Source organism: Escherichia sp. E4702 (assembly GCF_963883545.1).
In the GTDB taxonomy this organism is placed as follows: domain Bacteria; phylum Pseudomonadota; class Gammaproteobacteria; order Enterobacterales; family Enterobacteriaceae; genus Escherichia.
Genome location: NZ_CAWORF010000032.1, coordinates 1 through 17,559 on the forward strand (window position 1 = coordinate 1; position 17,559 = coordinate 17,559).

Here is a 17,559-nt window from a genome sequence, read left to right on the forward strand (position 1 = left end):
ACGTATGTAGGCCTGATAAGACGCACCTGCGTCGCATCAGGCAGTTGTTGCCGGATGCGGCGTGAACGCCTTATCCGGCCTACGAAGCCGAAACGTATGTAGGCCTGATAAGACGCGTCAGCGTCGCATCAGGCAGTTGTTGCCGGATGCGGCGTAAACGCCTTATCTGTCCTGGAATGAGGAAGAACCCCATGGATGTCATTAAAAAGAAACATTGGTGGCAAAGCGACGCGCTGAAATGGTCAGTGTTAGGTCTGCTCGGCCTGCTGGTGGGTTACCTTGTTGTTTTAATGTACGCACAAGGGGAATACCTGTTCGCCATTACCACGCTGATTTTGAGCTCAGCGGGGCTCTATATTTTCGCCAATCGTAAAGCCTACGCCTGGCGCTATGTCTACCCGGGAATGGCCGGGATGGGGCTATTCGTCCTCTTCCCTCTGGTCTGCACCATCGCCATCGCCTTCACCAACTACAGCAGCACCAACCAGCTTACCTTTGAACGCGCTCAGGAAGTTCTGTTGGACCGCGCCTGGCAGGCAGGGAAAACCTATAACTTTGGTCTTTATCCCGCGGGTGATGAGTGGCAACTGGCGCTCACCGACGGCGAAACCGGCAAAAATTATCTCTCAGACGCTTTCAAATTTGGCGGCGAGCAAAAACTGCAACTGAAAGAAACGGCCACGCAGCCTGAAGGCGAGCGCGCGAATCTGCGCGTGATTACCCAGAATCGTCAAGCCCTGAGCAACATTACCGCCATTCTGCCGGATGGCAACAAAGTGATGATGAGCTCCCTGCGCCAGTTCTCCGGCACTCAGCCGCTGTACACATTAGGCGATGACGGTACGCTGACCAATAACCAGAGTGGCATAAAATATCGTCCAAACGACCAGATTGGTTTTTACCAGTCCATCACTGCTGACGGCAACTGGGGTGACGATAAACTCAGTCCGGGTTATACCGTGACTACTGGCTGGAAAAACTTTACCCGCGTCTTCACCGACGAAGGGATCCAAAAACCGTTCCTTGCAATTTTCGTCTGGACCGTAGTGTTCTCACTTATCACCGTCTTTTTAACGGTGGCGGTCGGCATGGTGCTGGCGTGTCTGGTGCAGTGGGAAGCGTTGCGCGGCAAAGCTGTCTATCGCGTCCTGCTGATTCTGCCCTACGCGGTGCCATCGTTTATTTCAATTTTGATTTTCAAAGGATTGTTCAACCAGAGCTTTGGTGAAATCAACATGATGTTGAGCGCGCTGTTTGGTGTGAAGCCCGCCTGGTTCAGCGATCCAACCACCGCCAGAACGATGCTGATTATCGTCAACACCTGGCTGGGTTATCCATACATGATGATCCTCTGCATGGGCTTGCTGAAAGCGATTCCGGACGATCTGTATGAAGCCTCAGCGATGGATGGCGCAGGTCCATTCCAGAACTTCTTCAAGATTACGCTACCGCTGCTGATTAAGCCGCTGACGCCGCTAATGATCGCCAGCTTTGCCTTTAACTTTAACAACTTCGTGCTGATTCAACTGTTAACCAACGGCGGCCCGGATCGTCTTGGCACGACCACGCCAGCCGGTTATACCGACCTGCTCGTTAACTACACCTACCGTATCGCTTTTGAAGGCGGCGGGGGTCAGGACTTCGGTCTGGCGGCAGCAATTGCCACGCTGATCTTCCTGCTGGTGGGTGCGCTGGCGATAGTGAACCTGAAAGCCACGCGAATGAAGTTTGATTAAGGGAGATAACAAAAATGGCAATGGTCCAACCGAAATCGCAAAAAGCACGTTTGTTTATTACTCACCTGCTACTACTACTTTTTATCGCGGCGATTATGTTCCCGCTGCTGATGGTCGTCGCCATCTCGCTGCGCCATGGGAACTTCGCGACCGGTAGCCTGATCCCGGAGCAAATCTCGTGGGATCACTGGAAACTGGCGTTAGGTTTTAGCGTTGAACAGGCGGATGGCCGCATTACGCCACCACCATTCCCGGTACTGCTGTGGCTGTGGAACTCGGTAAAGGTCGCCGGTATTTCCGCGATTGGTATTGTGGCGCTCTCCACCACCTGCGCTTATGCCTTCGCCCGTATGCGCTTCCCTGGCAAAGCGACGCTGCTGAAAGGAATGCTGATTTTCCAGATGTTCCCGGCGGTACTCTCACTGGTGGCGTTGTATGCGTTGTTTGACCGTTTGGGCGAGTACATTCCGTTTATCGGTCTGAATACCCACGGCGGCGTTATCTTTGCTTACCTGGGCGGGATTGCGCTGCACGTCTGGACGATTAAAGGTTATTTCGAAACCATCGATAGCTCGCTGGAAGAAGCGGCGGCGCTGGATGGTGCGACACCGTGGCAGGCTTTCCGCCTTGTCCTGTTGCCATTATCTGTACCGATTCTGGCGGTGGTGTTCATCCTGTCGTTTATCGCTGCCATTACCGAAGTTCCGGTCGCGTCGTTGTTACTGCGTGACGTGAACAGTTACACCCTGGCCGTGGGGATGCAGCAATACCTTAACCCGCAAAACTACCTGTGGGGTGACTTTGCCGCCGCTGCCGTGATGTCTGCATTACCAATCACCATCGTCTTCTTGCTGGCTCAACGCTGGTTGGTTAACGGCCTGACGGCAGGTGGTGTGAAAGGTTAAAGATGTTGTTCTGCCAATGTTATGCCGCTAGACCCTCAACTTACGTTATCCTAACTTGTGACTGTTATTCGGCGCTCTTCGGAGCGCCTCTTTTTTACTCCCGCTTCAGCCGTTTCGAATTACACAGCCACAGGGTGATCACCAGTAACAGGATCGCTGCTGAGTAGATCAACACATCCAGTGGCGATTTATGATCGACGATGATCAAGCGCACAATGGCGGTGATCCCGATATAGACAAAGTAACGTAGCGGGAAGTGAAAACCGGACTGAAAGTACTTCACAATCAGCGCGATAAATTCGAAATAGAGAAAGTAAACCACCAGTCCTTCCACCAGCTCATATTTACTGGTTTGTTCTGGCGCGAACAGCACATCAGCCAGATGCACCGTTTCTTTGCCGAGGAAGACAACCAAAATCAGGCCGAGGCACAACAGGCCAAGATTGAGTACGGTCTGCAAAATGGTGGAGATAAACTCCACGCGCGGACGAGAGAGTGACGTCATAGCAGTACCTCCTTCACAGTGGCGAGCTTCCTGTATAACGCAAAAATGTGACGGAGATCTATATTTTTTGTGTATGTTTTGTTCACCCTGGATTTGGGGGGGCGCCCACCAACGCCGGATGCGCCTACCCGTAGGCCGGATAAGCCGCGCCTGGCGGCGCATCCGGCAAGGCAAACCACACCAAAGCCGGTAATGCAAAAATCACCCATTCAGGTGATTCCCAGCCACCAGCAATGCGCGAAAAATCGACAATGTTCCTCTGGAACAAATGAAACGTAACCTGATAAAGGTGGTAAAAATGAAGCCTTATTTTGCTGCTTTGTTGTTATCAGTCTCTGTTCTTCCTGCTTATGCTGGTCCGCTCGGCACTGCTGATAAAGCCGACCTACCGCAAAGCAATGTCTCCAGCCCAATGATGGCCCAGTCGCTCAGGCAACCAGACCTGCAACCGATATCGACGGACAGGAAGACAGAATGTTTTCGCCTTTACACACCAGATCGCAAACCGGGGGTGAACTGCGTTCCTGATGGCTCAACAGGCCATTAAGAATGAGGGTGCCAGTGATTGCGAAAACTGGCACCTTTCCGATGACTTAGCGGAAATTCACGCTACGGTCGCTGGTCATATCATACAACTGGAACTTACGCCCAAGTTGCTGACCCCCGTCACGCGTCAGCGGCGTCCAGCCAATTGCCGCACGGCTGCGTGTCGGGCCAGACGAGAAGAGATCCAGCGGTACAGAGACATACACGCCTTTGGTGAAGTCCCCTTCGCCGTACTCCTCTTTCGAAACATTAGTGATCGTGGCATAGCCGCCAACCACCACGCCGCTGTCAAAGCGTTTGGCTATTTCCAGCGTGCCGCCTTTATCCCCTGCCAGATACTGTCCGACGCTCGCTTTCACTAACACATCCTGAGCAAAAGATGGCGTCCAGTATGCGGTCAGATGTCCGGTTTTCACGCTGTAGTCGGTGAATTTCATCATATCTTTTGCGCTACGCCAGTCGCGCTGTTTAACGTAGTTGGCATCCAGACCAAACGCCCAGTTGCTGTCCAGCGGGCGATACAACACTTCTGCCCCCGCACCGCCAAACATGGTTTCGAGATAACCTCCGTAGACCTGACCGTAGAAGCCGTTGCCCAGATGCTGGAAGTAGTTGGCTTGCAGGTTATTCACATAGACATCATTCTGCACATACTCGCGCACATGGGTACGCACGCGCGGTAAGTGCGAGTCCTGCGGTGGATTGGTGTAGTTAAACTTGTCGTAATTGTTGGCAAGGTTAGCAAACAGGCTACCGGTGGTCAGCAGATGATCCGTCAGCCACAAATCTGCCGTTCCCATCACGCCCAGCTGATACATGTAAAAGTTTTCCGGGCCACCGACCGACTGGTTCAACACCGGATCAATATGGAAATCAAAGCGTGATTTGTCGATATACCAGCCCTGCTCGGTGGACTTCGGAACCACTGGCTCGACGCGTTTTTGCGCCAGCGTCGTTTCGTGGCCCAACGGCTCTCCGGCGAGATGATTTTTCAGGCTGGCGACATCGGTTTCCGTCGTCACCTGCGGCATGTTAAGGCGGTTTTCCGTGATACGGATCGTTTTGATCCCATCCGGCAGATCGTTCATCACGATCCGATTGGCGCGGATGATCCCTTCGCGCGAATCACGATATTTCACTTGCTCGCCGGTGACATACAGCGTATCGCCTTTCGCCTGGATCTGCGGATCGGCCAGTCCGGCGTTGTATTTCAACAGCGTTAACTGATTCGCCACCACCGAATGCTGCAAAATGGCATCCTGCGGCTGCGGTTGATATTGCGGGCGGGTGTTATCGTTGTACGAAGGACGTAGATCGTTAAAGTTGGTGCGCAGCGTGACGCCAAACATAAAGGTGTTACCACGTTCATAGCTAAGGTTAACGTCGGCCCAATCGGTAACGCGATAAATCGCACCGACGTTAAACTTACTTTTTTGCTCCAGCTTCCCGGCAAAATCCTGCTGATAATTATTGCCTTCATACTCCAGTTTCAGGCGCAGCGGTTGCCAGGGCGTCTGGTATTCCACGCCGCCAAACAGTGAGGCAGGACCGTGAAACATCTGGCTGCCGTCGATAGATCCCGCCTGTTTGTAGCTGTTATCGCGATAGCAATATTTGTCACTGGCTGAACAAAGCGGATTTTTCACATTACCGCTGGTACCCAGATATCCCCAGCCCAGGCCAAGCGTAAAATCGAACGGCCCCCAGGCTTTGCTGGCGACAAGATATTCTGCATCGAACAGCCCCGTGCCACCGATATCCCGCGCGCCAACCGCCACTTGCGGCAGCCAGTAACTCTCTTCCCACAAACGCAGTTTGAGATCGAAGGCTTTATCTTTATACGTTTGATCGCCAGAGAACGCTTCGACGCTGCTGTACTGCCGGGTGCGCACGTCGGTGTAGCGCAGCGTTGTTTCCAGCCACGGGAAGAGTTGCACTGAAGCTGAGTAATAACGGTACTGATCGTTATCGCGATAGTTCAAACTCAACTCCCCTTCCCGCGCCATGCGGGCGGTGGGCGTTTGTAATAATCCTACGCCACCGAAATCCGATTGCGACGGACCAATGGGCGCAGGATATGTTTCGCCGTAGCAAGCTGTGCTAATGCCCAGCGCCAGTAAGCTAAGCAGATGTCTTTTTTTCATTATTGGGGTATCCGCTGCGTCAGGGTCTGAAGAATGTCGGCGTTAAGGGCGTCGGGCGTCTTACTCCAGACAGAATCCGCGAGGCCAACATAAATAATGCTGCCGGGCATTGGCTCTACGTGACGCTTGTTCCAGTAAGCCACCGGCGCTTTTTGCGTGCGTCCGTCCGGGTAAACCACCCACGCGTAGCTGCGATCCGCACCGCTAAGCAGACTTTGCCCGGAGAGATAGCTCGCCACGTCGCGACCGGGAGTGAATGGCTGCTTGCCAGGACGGCTGATAAGCCCGAACAACGTGACCGTTGACGGCGGCGGTCCGACCCAGAGTGTGTAGTTGCCCTGCAACGGCGGGTTACCGCGTTCGGCAACGCGCACGATATCAGGATCAAGATTGATTTTTTGTCTGCCCGTCACCTTCAACGCCTGAATTTGCTGGCGTAAGGCGTTAATCGCAGCGGCATCGTCGGCGCTGGAATCTGCGCCCTGTTCTGCCAGCCGTGTCAGCAACGCCTGCTGCTGACGCAATGCTGCCGCCGTTGCCAGCTCTTCGCTAATCACCGCACCGGGCCACCAGCTGTTTGCCAGTCGAGGTTGGCCTACCAGATCGATTAAATGCTCTGCACCCGTCAGCATTTTGGCCTCAATGCTGCCATTGCTGAATACCTTGACGGTTCCCGCCGCGAAGACCGATGACGCCCCCACACTCAAAAGCAACGCGACAATAGTTTTTTTAATCATTGTTTTGCCGCCTTGATGAGCGTGGTTTTCACCGGGAAATAATCCGCGCCGAGATACTGTTCCGACTGGCGAATTTGCCCTTCGCTGTCGATCCAGTAGCGGTTATGCCAGCGCGCCTGGTCGGTGGAGACTTCTTCGTCCAGCACGCGAACCGGAGTTTCATCGCTGCCGACTTTGACGGTATCGGTGCCATCCCATTTGAAGACTGAGCGTGCGGTGGCGTAGCGTACCTGCTGGTACTCGGTCCAGCCCATCGTGCGCGTCCAGGTTGCACCATCAATGATTTGTGCGGGTTTAATCAGCGGGTCAGTGGCAAGGTTATTCACTTCAATCAGGTTGTCGCCGCCAAGCAAAGTCTTCACCAGACGACCATGTTGTGTGACGAGAGTGGCCTGATCCTGAGTGACCCATTTTTGTTGTCCGTCTTCGGCGAAGGCCAGCACCACAAACAACTGCGGCCCGCCATTAAGCTGCATGTACTGGCTGGCGTAGGGCATATTTTGAATATCATCGTCCGTCAGCTGTACGCCTGGCGTGCCGAACAGACTGTCCCACAGTGAATTGCCCAGCTCTTTAGTCGTGGCTGAACAGGCCTGTAATAGCAGGCAGATAAGAATGAGTGCAGGTCGCTTCACGACTCTTCTCCAGAGGGGCAGAATAACCACACCGGAGTGTGGTTATGGTTAATCCCCGTCATACTGAATTATTTTGGGGATACATACGTTATTACTGGGTACTGGTGGTCGTGGTTGTGGTGGTCCCGGTATTAGAACCATCACCGCCACCGGTTGCCGCGAGCGCGACACCCACCGCCGAGCTTACGGTGCTGACGCTGGTCGCGGAGGAACTCCCCGCCGAAACCGACGTTGCTGCCGACCCTGCCGCTTCGCCCACCTGTACAGGTGCAGCCCACGCAGAAGTCGCCGCAAGCGCAGATATGGCAAAAATGCCATACAGAACTTTTTTCATAACAATTTCCCTTCATTGAATGAATGGAGATTTACCCAAAAACATTTCAGGCGGGATCGAGTATACACAACTAAAGCATGCGAATTACGGCGCGGGGAATTAGTGAAGGAGTTTTAGGATAATTGGAATTAATATCAAATATAAGTTTCAACTTATATATAAATAAGATTAAAAACATAAGGTTAAAATAAAATAAAAAGTAATTAATCTACGTATTTTCCGAAATCAACCACGATTAAAAATCTATTTTAGGATTAACCTCACGGTATGATTTTCGTTAAATCTCCGACAAGGGGATTTATCTGATAAAACAATGCCGACTTATAGTCGGCATTGTTTTTAAGGTTATGTAATCAATCGTGGTATGTATTAATTGCCGAATACGATGTACATATCGGCATCGACCTGTAGGCCTGATAAGACGCGACCGCGTCGCATCAGGCACTGGTTGCCGGATGCGGCGTGAACGCCTTATCCGGCCTACATATCGACGATGATTAACCGCGCCACGCTTTATAGCGGTTAATCAGACCATTGGTTGAGCTATCGTGGCTGCTGATTTCTTTGTCATCTTTCAGCTCTGGCAGAATACGGTTCGCCAGCTGTTTACCCAGCTCAACGCCCCACTGGTCGAAGGTGAAGATGTTGAGGATCACGCCCTGAGTAAAGATTTTGTGCTCATACAGCGCAATCAACGCACCCAGGCTGAACGGAGTGATTTCGCGCAGCAGGATAGAGTTGGTCGGGCGGTTACCTTCGAACACTTTGAACGGCACCACGTAGTCAAGCGTTGCCGGATCTTTACCCTGATCGCGATATTCCTGCTCAACCACTTCGCGGGATTTACCAAACGCCAGCGCTTCGGTCTGAGCGAAGAAGTTAGACAGCAGTTTCTGGTGATGATCAGAAAGCGGGTTATGGGTGATAGCCGGAGCGATGAAATCGCACGGCACCATTTTGGTTCCCTGGTGGATCAGCTGGTAGAACGCGTGCTGACCGTTAGTACCTGGTTCCCCCCAGATAATTGGGCCAGTCTGGTAATCCACCACGTTACCGTTACGGTCAACATACTTACCGTTGGACTCCATATTGCCCTGCTGGAAGTACGCCGCGAAACGGTGCATATACTGGTCATATGGCAGAATCGCTTCAGTTTCCGCGCCAAAGAAATTGTTGTACCAGATGCCGATCAGCGCCAGCAGTACAGGCAGGTTTTTCTCGGCAGGCGTAGTGGAGAAATGCTTGTCCATCGCGTGTGCGCCAGAAAGCAGTTCAACGAAATTATCAAAGCCGATAGAGAGAACAATCGACAGGCCAATCGCTGACCACAAAGAGTAACGGCCGCCAACCCAGTCCCAGAACTCGAACATATTGGCGGTATCAATACCAAACTCGCCAACGGCTTTGGCATTGGTGGAGAGCGCCGCAAAGTGTTTCGCAACGTGTTTTTCATCACCAGCCGCTTTCAGGAACCAGTCACGCGCGCTATGGGCGTTGGTCATGGTTTCCTGAGTGGTGAAGGTTTTAGATGCTACCAGGAACAGCGTGGTTTCCGGGTTTACTTTTTTCAGCACTTCCGCGATGTGAGTCCCATCAACGTTAGAAACAAAGTGCATGTTCAGGTGGTTTTTGTAAGGGCGCAGCGCTTCAGTCACCATGTACGGACCAAGGTCAGAACCGCCGATCCCAATGTTCACCACGTCGGTGATGGCTTTGCCGGTATAGCCTTTCCACTCACCAGAAATAATCGCTTCCGAGAAGGTTTTCATCTTCTCCAGCACCGCGTTGACTTCCGGCATAACATCTTTGCCATCAACCAGAATCGGCGTATTGCTACGGTTACGCAGCGCTACGTGCAGCACGGCGCGATTTTCGGTGCGGTTGATCTTCTCGCCAGAGAACATCGACTTAATCGCGCCCGCCAGATCGCACTCTTTCGCCAGATCCTGTAATTTCGCCAGCGTTTCTTCGGTGATGCGGTTTTTGGAGTAATCCACCAGCATCTGATCGTCGAAGGTTGCGGAGAACTTAGAAAAACGATCGCCGTCTTTAGCAAAAAGATCGGCGATCGTAACGTCTTTCATTTCATCGAAGTGTTTCTGTAGTGCCTGCCAGGCCGCGGTCTGCGTTGGATTGATGTTTTTCATTAGCAATACTCTTCTGATATTGAGAATTGTGACTGTGGAAGATTGTAGCGCCAGTCACAGAAAAATGTGATGGTTTTAGTGCCGTTAGCTCAGCTAACCACTGAAGAGGATAAAAAGTATAGACGTTATAAGCACAATTTCTGACCACGCCCGCTGCATGAATAATCCGCATAATCCCGGCGTTGACACACTCCCCTACACCTTTTATTTATAAATACGGTCTGCGCCTGCACCGGTTTCTGTTTTGCCTTTGTGCCAAGGTCGCTTCTTTCATTCCCTGACACGAGGTTGTTATGCCCGATATTGTTGTCTCCAAATTTGGTGGTACTAGCGTGGCTGATTTCGACGCCATGAACCGCAGCGCCGACATTGTGCTTTCTGATGTGAATGTGCGTTTAGTCGTGCTTTCTGCTTCTGCGGGCATTACCAATCTGTTGGTTGCACTGGCTGAAGGTCTGGAACCGGTTGAGCGTTTCGAAAAACTCGATGCCATTCGCAATATTCAGTTCGCCATTCTGGAGCGCCTACGTTACCCGAACGTCATCCGTGAAGAGATTGAACGTTTGCTGGAGAACATTACCGTTCTGGCCGAAGCTGCTGCACTGGCAACCTCTCCAGCGCTAACTGATGAACTGGTCAGCCACGGCGAACTGATGTCTACCCTACTGTTTGTGGAGATTCTGCGTGAGCGCAATGTTCAGGCCCAGTGGTTTGATGTGCGTAAAGTGATGCGCACAAACGATCGCTTTGGCCGCGCGGAGCCAGATATTGCTGCGCTGGCGGAACTGTCTGCGCTGCAACTAACCCCACGTCTCAGCGAAGGTTTAGTCATCACCCAGGGCTTTATTGGCAGTGAAAGTAAAGGGCGAACCACAACGCTTGGTCGCGGCGGTAGTGACTACACGGCGGCACTATTGGCAGAAGCGTTAAACGCTGCTCGCGTCGATATCTGGACAGATGTGCCGGGGATTTATACTACCGACCCGCGCGTCGTGCCTGATGCCAAACGAATTGATGAAATCGCCTTTGAAGAAGCAGCTGAAATGGCAACCTTTGGTGCCAAAGTACTTCATCCGGCAACCTTACTGCCTGCAGTGCGCAGCGATATCCCGGTGTTTGTCGGTTCAAGCAAAGATCCGCGTGCTGGCGGTACTTTGGTGTGTAATAAAACCGAAAATCCGCCGTTGTTTCGTGCGCTGGCTCTGCGTCGCAAACAAACGCTATTAACCCTGCATAGCCTGAATATGCTGCATTCTCGCGGCTTCCTCGCGGAGGTTTTCGGCATTCTCGCACGGCATAATATTTCAGTGGATTTAATTACTACGTCAGAAGTGAGCGTGGCGTTAACCCTCGACACTACCGGTTCAACGTCAACTGGCGATACGTTGCTGACACAATCGCTGCTGATGGAGCTTTCAGCCCTGTGCCGGGTAGAAGTGGAAGAAGGCCTGGCGCTGGTGGCTCTGATTGGTAACGACCTGTCAAAAGCCTGTGGTGTTGGCAAAGAGGTGTTTGGCGTACTTGAACCGTTCAACATTCGCATGATTTGCTACGGCGCTTCCAGTCATAACCTGTGCTTCCTGGTGCCTGGCGAAGATGCGGAACAGGTGGTGCAGAAACTGCATAGTAATTTGTTTGAGTAAAAACAGTGCGGCCCGGATGATACTTGCCGGGCCGAATTTATTCTCCCATCACTGTCGCCATCAACAACCTATCCAGCTCCCTGGTATCACCATCCCTACTATCCGGTAACACAGGCGGAATTTCCCCACGCGCCAGTTCCGCATGGATAAACGCATGTAGCAATGGACGGCGTGGGCCATATTCCGCTTCACCCGCACGCTGTTTACGTTCCAGTAATTCATCTATTTCTGCGCGTAAGGCCGCATCCAACTCACTTCCCGCCAGCAATTCGGAAAAACGCATTGGCGGTACGCCTTTTCCCGCTTCAACCCAACGCACGGCCAGCAGCGGACGCAGCACATAAAAGTATTTTTTCAGCCGCACTTCGTCGCCTTGTAAATAACCGCGAAAATTTTTCCGCGCCATCGAATAATAATGCCAACGTGCACGCAACGGAGAAAACCACGTTGGGACCATTGCCTTAAGCGCCGTTATCGTCTCTTCATCTTGCTGATAGACCACCGGTGAATCCAGCCATTCAATTAGCGTCGGGTTCGCACCTTTCAGCAATCCCAGCGCTTTGCGCCATTCCCAACCGGAAACATCAAGTTCGTCGTCGATGGGCAGTTCGATAACATCGCGCGGTGACTCTACCCGCAGATACCATTCCAGCGGATGGACATACAAAAACCGCACATCGTAATCGCTGTCGGGCGAAGCAAATCCCCAGCCGCGACTCCCCGATTCGCAGGCGTACAACACTTTCACGCCATAGCGACGTTCAATTTCCTTTAACTGCTGCGATACCCGTTCGCGCATCGCAGCACTGACTCCATTTAATGGCATTTGACTCATCCTTTGATATTAACTACCCCGAACAAGACCACTGAAAACAGAGATGTTATCAATGAGATAGCGTTATTGCGAGAAACAGGCCAGAAGTAAAATCACAACTTTAACGCATTGAATAACAAAGAATTAATTAAATTTTATAAGTTAGCGGTCATTTATTTTCGTTAATTTTTTATCTGTATTTATCGCCAATTATCTAAGCAGATAAAAATAAAGAGAAGGCAAAGGAATCTTATCAGTTCTGCTTGCAAATAAATTCCCGTACACTGAACTATCCGATTAACAGAGGGCACCATCATGGCACTCCCCCGTATTACTCAAAAAGAGATGACTGAGCGTGAACAGCGCGAACTGAAGACGCTGCTGGATCGCGCGCGTATTGCACATGGTCGCGTGCTGACCAATGCCGAAACCAACAGCATTAAGAAAGAGTACATCGATAAATTAATGGTTGAGCGTGAGGCTGAAGCGAAAAAAGCCCGCCAGTTGAAGAAAAAGCAGGCTTATAAACCGGATCCTGAAGCGTCATTCAGTTGGTCGGCAAATACGTCGACGCGCGGCAAACGCTGATTAACGACCTTTTTTCTTCCGCCCCGGCGAGGCGAAACGCTTGCCGTTTGATGCCGGGCGGCCACCTTTCTCCGCCGTTTTTTCTACCTTCACCACCGGGCGTTTGATGCCTGCCGTTTTCGGTTTGGCCTTCGCTTTGGGCTTCGCCTCGGAAGAGGAATTTTCAATGAGCTTAAAGAGATCGATAAGCTCGTCGTCGGTTAAATCGCGCCATTCTCCCAGCGGAATGCCGCTTAAGCTGACGTTCATAATGCGCGTACGTTCCAGCTTTTTCACTTCGTAGCCAAAGTGCTCGCACATGCGACGGATCTGACGGTTCAGCCCCTGCACTAACGTAATGCGAAAGACAAACGGCGCTTCTTTTTTAACTTTGCACTTTTTGGTCACTGTCCCGAGGATTGGCACCCCCGCACTCATGCCGCGAATAAACTCCTCGGTAATCGGTTTATCGACCGTTACCAAATACTCTTTTTCATGATCATTGCCAGCACGCAGGATCTTATTCACCAGATCGCCGTGGTTGGTGAGGAAAATCAGCCCCTGAGAATCTTTATCCAGGCGACCAATCGGGAACACGCGTTTGCTGTGGTTAACGAAATCGACAATGTTATCGCGCTCGCCATCTTCGGTGGTGCTGACAATGCCTACGGGCTTGTTCAGGGCGATAAGTACCAAATCTTCGGCTTCCCGAGGCTCAATCAACTGACCGTTTACTTTCACAACGTCGCCGGGTTTCACCTGATCGCCAATGGTGGCACGCTTGCCATTAAGGAACACATTGCCTTGCTCGATATAGCGATCCGCTTCGCGGCGTGAGCAAATTCCGCTTTCGCTGATGTATTTATTTAAACGGACTGATGAGTCGGGCAGCATAAATTCTCCTGTAAAACGCGGAATATACCGTACCTCTTAGCGGGGAAAAACAGGGTTATGCGGCAACGTCGAAATTAAATGTGATCTGCCGCGCCTTTTATCACAAAAGTGTCACCAGAAGCCTGATGCAAATTTGCCTGGCGAAAACCAGGATAATCAACCTATTACGAATCTCTGCACACCTGTGCTGATGACTGCTACGCAGAGAAACAAATGTGCAAGATAAAGCGCCATTTCAGCCCAAACAAAGAGTGAAAAATCGCTTTTAAAGGTCACCATGATGGAGTTATATCAGATCACGCGGTTAAAAAGCATATTTGCACAAATGTGCAAAATCAGGAGGCGGCGATGGAAAACAGTGACGATATCCGTTTGATTGTGAAGATTGCCCAACTCTATTACGAACAGGACATGACGCAGGCGCAAATCGCCCGCGAACTGGGTATTTATCGGACCACCATCAGCCGCTTACTTAAACGGGGCCGCGAACAGGGAATTGTCACCATCGCCATCAACTATGACTACAACGAAAACCTCTGGCTGGAGCAGCAACTGAAGCAAAAGTTTGGTCTGAAAGAAGCTGTGGTGGTATCAGGGCGCGATGAAGAGGAAGACGCTCAGTTGGCGGTAATGGGGTTACACGGCGCGCAATTGTTAGATCGTTTGCTGGAACCTGGTGATATTGTTGGTTTTTCCTGGGGCCGCGCAGTGAGCGCACTGGTTGAAAACTTGCCGCAGGCGGGGCAATCGCGGCAGTTAATTTGCGTACCGATTATTGGCGGCCCGTCCGGTAAACTCGAAAGCCGCTATCACGTAAACACATTAACCTACAGCGCGGCGGCAAAGCTGAAAGGGGAATCGCAGCTCGCGGATTTTCCAGCTCTGCTAGATAACCCCTTAATTCGTAATGGGATCATGCAGTCTCAGCACTTTAAAACCATCTCAGCCTACTGGGATAATCTGGATGTCGCCCTCGTGGGGATTGGCTCACCGGCTATTCGCGATGGCGCCAACTGGCATGCATTTTATGGCGGCGAAGAGAGTGACGACCTGAATGCCCGTCAGGTTGCCGGTGATATTTGCTCACGCTTTTTTGATATTCACGGCGCAATGGTCGAAACGAATATGAGCGAGAAAACACTCTCTATCGAAATGAATAAACTAAAGCAGGCACGTTATTCCATTGGCATTGCCATGAGTGAAGAAAAATACAGCGGAATTATTGGTGCACTGCGTGGAAAATATATTAATTGTCTGGTAACGAATAGCAGCACAGCTGAACTATTACTGAAATAAAAATCTTCCCGATGTTTACCGTAATAAAAAATTACGGCGGGCCTCTATTACCTAAAATCAGGAGTCTGTTATGCAAACGTGGTTAAATTTGCAGGATAAAATCATTATTGTCACCGGTGGCGCATCCGGTATTGGTCTGGCGATTGTGGATGAATTATTAGCACAAGGCGCGAATGTTCAGATGGTCGATATTCACGGTGGCGATGGTCAATATGAAAGTCATAAAGGTTATCAGTTCTGGCCGACCGATATTTCCAGCGCCAAAGAGGTAAATCATACGGTAGCGGAAATTATCCAGCGTTTTGGTCGCATCGACGGTCTGGTCAATAACGCCGGGGTCAATTTCCCGCGTCTGCTGGTCGATGAGAAAGCGCCTGCCGGGCAGTATGAACTCAACGAAGCTGCATTCGAAAAAATGGTCAATATCAACCAGAAAGGCGTTTTTCTGATGTCGCAGGCGGTGGCGCGGCAGATGGTAAAACAACACGATGGCGTGATTGTGAATGTTTCCTCGGAAAGCGGTCTGGAAGGCTCAGAAGGCCAAAGCTGTTACGCCGCCACCAAAGCCGCACTCAATAGCTTCACGCGCTCCTGGTCGAAAGAATTGGGTAAACACGGTATCCGTGTGGTCGGTATCGCGCCGGGGATTCTGGAAAAAACCGGGCTGCGCACGCCGGAATATGAAGAGGCGCTGGCGTGGACGCGCAATATCACCGTCGAACAGCTGCGTGAAGGCTATACCAAAAACGCCATTCCTATTGGGCGCGCCGGAAAATTAGCAGAAGTCGCTGATTTTGTTAGTTATCTTCTGTCTGAACGCGCCAGCTATATCACCGGAGTAACCACTAACATTGCGGGCGGAAAAACGCGCGGCTAAGGAGGCTTTATGGTCAATGCCATTTTTTGCGCCCACGGCAAATTAGCCTGCGCCATGCTGGAATCGGTTCAGATGGTGTACGGCGACGCCAGGGTCGAGGCAGTTGAATTTGTGCCCGGCGAGAACGCCGGAGACATTGTGGCAAAGCTGGAAAAGTTAGTGAGCATTCACAATCATGACGAGTGGCTAATCGCCGTGGATTTACAGTGCGGTAGCCCGTGGAATGCAGCAGCGACGCTTGCGATGCGCAATCCGCACCTGCGGGTGATAAGCGGCCTTTCCCTGCCACTGGCGCTCGAACTGGTCGATAACCAGGACAGCATGAACGTTGATGAACTGTGTGAACACCTGACGCAAATCGCAAAGCAAACCTGCGTTGTCTGGAAACAACTGGCAACGGCAGAGGAGGATTTCTGATGAACATTACGCTCGCCCGCATTGATGACCGCCTAATCCACGGCCAGGTCACTACCGTCTGGTCGAAAGTGGCTAACGCCCAGCGCATTATTATCTGCAATGACGAGGTGTATAACGATGAAGTTCGCCGGACATTATTGCGTCAGGCCGCCCCGCCGGGAATGAAAGTTAACGTGGTCAATATTGAAAAAGCTGTCGCGGTGTATCACAACCCACAATATCAGGACGAAACCGTATTTTATCTTTTTACCCGACCTCAGGATGCCTTAGCGATGGTTCGCCAGGGAGTAAAAATCGGCACCCTGAATATTGGCGGCATGGCCTGGCGACCCGGTAAAAAACAGTTAACCAAAGCAGTTTCATTAGATGACGATGATATTAACGCATTTCATGAGTTAAATAATCTTGGCGTCACGCTGGATTTACGCGTTGTAGCGTCAGATCCTTCAATCAATATTATCGACAAAATAAAAGAACAGTTAGTCGCAAATTAAATAATAGCGCCTGTGTACATATGCTTTAACAGGCAGGGATGACGACACTTAAAAGGTGACAAATCATGGAAATAAGTACCCTACAAATCATTGCCATATTTCTTTTTTCCTGTATTGCCGGAATGGGCAGCGTGCTGGATGAATTTCAGACTCATCGCCCGTTAATTGCCTGTACGGTGATTGGTTTAATTCTCGGTGATTTAAAAACCGGAATTATGCTCGGTGGTACGCTGGAATTGATAGCTCTCGGCTGGATGAACGTCGGCGCGGCGCAATCTCCGGATTCTGCACTCGCCAGCATAATCTCCGCCATTCTGGTTATCGTTGGTCAGCAAAGCATCGCCACCGGTATCGCCATCGCGTTGCCTGTGGCTGCGGCAGGCCAGGTGCTGACGGTGTTTGCCCGCACCATCACCGTTGTGTTCCAGCACGCGGCGGATAAAGCAGCGGAAGAAGCGCGGTTTCGTACTCTCGATATTCTGCATGTCTCCGCGCTTGGCGTGCAGGCACTGCGCGTTGCGATTCCGGCACTGATTGTCTCGCTGTTCGTCAGCGCCGATATGGTGAGCAATATGCTGAGCGCCATTCCCGAATTTGTGACCCGTGGACTGCAGATTGCTGGCGGTTTTATCGTGGTGGTCGGTTACGCCATGGTGCTTCGCATGATGGGCGTGAAATATTTGATGCCTTTCTTTTTCCTCGGTTTCCTCGCAGGTGGCTACCTCGATCTCAGTCTGCTGGCGTTCGGTGGCGTCGGCGTAATCATGGCCCTGCTCTACATCCAGTTAAATCCACAGTGGCGTAAAGCTGAACCACATCCCCAGACCACCACTATCACCGCCCTTGACCAACTTGATGATTAACGGAG

At 51.4% G+C, this 17,559-nt stretch carries 19 protein-coding genes; 10 read left to right on the plus strand and 9 right to left on the minus strand.

The features are described 5' to 3' along the window. Positions 1–191: 191 nt before the first annotated feature. Together malF and malG are read left to right on the plus strand one after the other, a co-directional pair. Positions 192–1,736, plus strand: a complete 1,545-nt coding sequence (gene malF, locus AACU94_RS19420; protein WP_130218590.1) for a maltose ABC transporter permease MalF — start codon at positions 192–194, stop codon at positions 1,734–1,736. A 14-nt stretch (positions 1,737–1,750) separates the two neighbouring features. Next, a complete protein-coding gene (gene malG, locus AACU94_RS19425) occupies positions 1,751–2,641 on the plus strand; it encodes a maltose ABC transporter permease MalG (protein WP_130218592.1) in 891 nt (296 codons plus the stop codon). A gap of 94 nt (positions 2,642–2,735) precedes the next feature. Here the strand turns inward: malG and psiE are convergent, their stop codons facing one another. Both psiE and AACU94_RS19435 read right to left on the minus strand, forming a co-directional pair. Next, complete coding sequence (psiE, locus tag AACU94_RS19430) at positions 2,736–3,146, minus strand: phosphate-starvation-inducible protein PsiE (protein WP_000202902.1); 411 nt, start codon at positions 3,144–3,146, stop codon at positions 2,736–2,738. A gap of 124 nt (positions 3,147–3,270) precedes the next feature. Beyond that, positions 3,271–3,414, minus strand: a complete 144-nt coding sequence (locus AACU94_RS19435) for a hypothetical protein (protein WP_165383441.1) — start codon at positions 3,412–3,414, stop codon at positions 3,271–3,273. Between AACU94_RS19435 and AACU94_RS19440 the strand changes: the two genes are divergently transcribed. Then, positions 3,415–3,693: a hypothetical protein gene (locus AACU94_RS19440; protein ID WP_024212568.1), complete on the plus strand. Its 279-nt coding sequence runs from the start codon at positions 3,415–3,417 to the stop codon at positions 3,691–3,693. 46 nt (positions 3,694–3,739) lie between these two features. Here AACU94_RS19440 and AACU94_RS19445 read toward each other — a convergent pair whose 3' ends face one another. The 5 genes from AACU94_RS19445 to pgi form a co-directional block, all read right to left on the minus strand. Further along, positions 3,740–5,836: a YjbH domain-containing protein gene (locus AACU94_RS19445; RefSeq protein ID WP_135490095.1), complete on the minus strand. Its 2,097-nt coding sequence runs from the start codon at positions 5,834–5,836 to the stop codon at positions 3,740–3,742. Then, the gene (locus tag AACU94_RS19450; protein WP_135490096.1) at positions 5,836–6,573 is read right to left on the minus strand and encodes a capsule biosynthesis GfcC family protein; all 738 of its coding nucleotides are present in this window, start codon (positions 6,571–6,573) and stop codon (positions 5,836–5,838) included. Before AACU94_RS19450 ends, AACU94_RS19445 begins: the two co-directional genes overlap by 1 nt. Continuing rightward, positions 6,570–7,208: a YjbF family lipoprotein gene (locus AACU94_RS19455; protein ID WP_135490097.1), complete on the minus strand. Its 639-nt coding sequence runs from the start codon at positions 7,206–7,208 to the stop codon at positions 6,570–6,572. The genes AACU94_RS19450 and AACU94_RS19455 overlap by 4 nt, the downstream gene beginning before the upstream one ends. Positions 7,209–7,299: 91 nt before the next feature. Beyond that, on the minus strand, positions 7,300–7,542 hold the full coding sequence (gene yjbE, locus AACU94_RS19460; protein ID WP_000757333.1) for an exopolysaccharide production protein YjbE: 243 nt from the start codon (positions 7,540–7,542) through the stop codon (positions 7,300–7,302). A gap of 497 nt (positions 7,543–8,039) precedes the next feature. Next, a complete protein-coding gene (pgi, locus tag AACU94_RS19465; RefSeq protein WP_000789986.1) occupies positions 8,040–9,689 on the minus strand; it encodes a glucose-6-phosphate isomerase in 1,650 nt (549 codons plus the stop codon). A 293-nt stretch (positions 9,690–9,982) separates the two neighbouring features. Between pgi and lysC the strand changes: the two genes are divergently transcribed. Further along, complete coding sequence (gene lysC / locus AACU94_RS19470) at positions 9,983–11,332, plus strand: lysine-sensitive aspartokinase 3 (protein WP_130224367.1); 1,350 nt, start codon at positions 9,983–9,985, stop codon at positions 11,330–11,332. A 37-nt stretch (positions 11,333–11,369) separates the two neighbouring features. Here the strand turns inward: lysC and AACU94_RS19475 are convergent, their stop codons facing one another. Beyond that, positions 11,370–12,158, minus strand: coding sequence for a nucleotidyltransferase domain-containing protein (locus AACU94_RS19475; protein WP_135490098.1), 789 nt, complete (start codon positions 12,156–12,158; stop codon positions 11,370–11,372). A gap of 303 nt (positions 12,159–12,461) precedes the next feature. Between AACU94_RS19475 and AACU94_RS19480 the strand changes: the two genes are divergently transcribed. Continuing rightward, the gene (locus AACU94_RS19480; RefSeq protein WP_001207629.1) at positions 12,462–12,734 is read left to right on the plus strand and encodes a DUF3811 domain-containing protein; all 273 of its coding nucleotides are present in this window, start codon (positions 12,462–12,464) and stop codon (positions 12,732–12,734) included. Here the strand turns inward: AACU94_RS19480 and rluF are convergent, their stop codons facing one another. Then, complete coding sequence (rluF, locus tag AACU94_RS19485) at positions 12,735–13,607, minus strand: 23S rRNA pseudouridine(2604) synthase RluF (protein WP_130218604.1); 873 nt, start codon at positions 13,605–13,607, stop codon at positions 12,735–12,737. It abuts the gene before it with no gap. 348 nt (positions 13,608–13,955) lie between these two features. On the opposite strand from rluF, the gene AACU94_RS19490 reads away from it, so the two are divergent. The 5 genes from AACU94_RS19490 to AACU94_RS19510 all read left to right on the plus strand — a co-directional run bounded on the left by AACU94_RS19490 (position 13,956) and on the right by AACU94_RS19510 (position 17,554). Continuing rightward, complete coding sequence (locus tag AACU94_RS19490) at positions 13,956–14,903, plus strand: sugar-binding transcriptional regulator (protein ID WP_135490099.1); 948 nt, start codon at positions 13,956–13,958, stop codon at positions 14,901–14,903. 70 nt (positions 14,904–14,973) lie between these two features. Continuing rightward, on the plus strand, positions 14,974–15,780 hold the full coding sequence (locus AACU94_RS19495) for an SDR family oxidoreductase (protein ID WP_130205761.1): 807 nt from the start codon (positions 14,974–14,976) through the stop codon (positions 15,778–15,780). 9 nt (positions 15,781–15,789) lie between these two features. Then, entirely contained in the window at positions 15,790–16,197 is a 408-nt protein-coding gene (locus AACU94_RS19500) for a mannose/fructose/sorbose PTS transporter subunit IIA (RefSeq protein ID WP_000245625.1), read from the plus strand. Next, the gene (locus AACU94_RS19505; RefSeq protein ID WP_130205757.1) at positions 16,197–16,691 is read left to right on the plus strand and encodes a PTS system mannose/fructose/N-acetylgalactosamine-transporter subunit IIB; all 495 of its coding nucleotides are present in this window, start codon (positions 16,197–16,199) and stop codon (positions 16,689–16,691) included. Before AACU94_RS19500 ends, AACU94_RS19505 begins: the two co-directional genes overlap by 1 nt. Positions 16,692–16,756: 65 nt before the next feature. Continuing rightward, the gene (locus tag AACU94_RS19510; protein ID WP_000406332.1) at positions 16,757–17,554 is read left to right on the plus strand and encodes a PTS mannose/fructose/sorbose transporter subunit IIC; all 798 of its coding nucleotides are present in this window, start codon (positions 16,757–16,759) and stop codon (positions 17,552–17,554) included. The last annotated feature ends 5 nt before the right edge of the window (positions 17,555–17,559 follow it).

Excerpts from the sequence above, each read along its gene's own strand:
- malF (WP_130218590.1), top strand. The coding sequence starts at position 192 with ATGGATGTCATTAAAAAGAAACATTGGTGGCAAAGCGACGCGCTGAAA.
- malG (WP_130218592.1), top strand. The coding sequence starts at position 1,751 with ATGGCAATGGTCCAACCGAAATCGCAAAAAGCACGTTTGTTTATTACT.
- psiE (WP_000202902.1), bottom strand. The coding sequence starts at position 3,146 with ATGACGTCACTCTCTCGTCCGCGCGTGGAGTTTATCTCCACCATTTTG.
- AACU94_RS19440 (WP_024212568.1), top strand. The coding sequence starts at position 3,415 with ATGAAACGTAACCTGATAAAGGTGGTAAAAATGAAGCCTTATTTTGCT.
- AACU94_RS19445 (WP_135490095.1), bottom strand. The coding sequence starts at position 5,836 with ATGAAAAAAAGACATCTGCTTAGCTTACTGGCGCTGGGCATTAGCACA.
- AACU94_RS19450 (WP_135490096.1), bottom strand. The coding sequence starts at position 6,573 with ATGATTAAAAAAACTATTGTCGCGTTGCTTTTGAGTGTGGGGGCGTCA.
- yjbE (WP_000757333.1), bottom strand. The coding sequence starts at position 7,542 with ATGAAAAAAGTTCTGTATGGCATTTTTGCCATATCTGCGCTTGCGGCG.
- pgi (WP_000789986.1), bottom strand. The coding sequence starts at position 9,689 with ATGAAAAACATCAATCCAACGCAGACCGCGGCCTGGCAGGCACTACAG.
- lysC (WP_130224367.1), top strand. The coding sequence starts at position 9,983 with ATGCCCGATATTGTTGTCTCCAAATTTGGTGGTACTAGCGTGGCTGAT.
- AACU94_RS19475 (WP_135490098.1), bottom strand. The coding sequence starts at position 12,158 with ATGCCATTAAATGGAGTCAGTGCTGCGATGCGCGAACGGGTATCGCAG.
- AACU94_RS19480 (WP_001207629.1), top strand. The coding sequence starts at position 12,462 with ATGGCACTCCCCCGTATTACTCAAAAAGAGATGACTGAGCGTGAACAG.
- rluF (WP_130218604.1), bottom strand. The coding sequence starts at position 13,607 with ATGCTGCCCGACTCATCAGTCCGTTTAAATAAATACATCAGCGAAAGC.
- AACU94_RS19490 (WP_135490099.1), top strand. The coding sequence starts at position 13,956 with ATGGAAAACAGTGACGATATCCGTTTGATTGTGAAGATTGCCCAACTC.
- AACU94_RS19495 (WP_130205761.1), top strand. The coding sequence starts at position 14,974 with ATGCAAACGTGGTTAAATTTGCAGGATAAAATCATTATTGTCACCGGT.
- AACU94_RS19500 (WP_000245625.1), top strand. The coding sequence starts at position 15,790 with ATGGTCAATGCCATTTTTTGCGCCCACGGCAAATTAGCCTGCGCCATG.
- AACU94_RS19505 (WP_130205757.1), top strand. The coding sequence starts at position 16,197 with ATGAACATTACGCTCGCCCGCATTGATGACCGCCTAATCCACGGCCAG.
- AACU94_RS19510 (WP_000406332.1), top strand. The coding sequence starts at position 16,757 with ATGGAAATAAGTACCCTACAAATCATTGCCATATTTCTTTTTTCCTGT.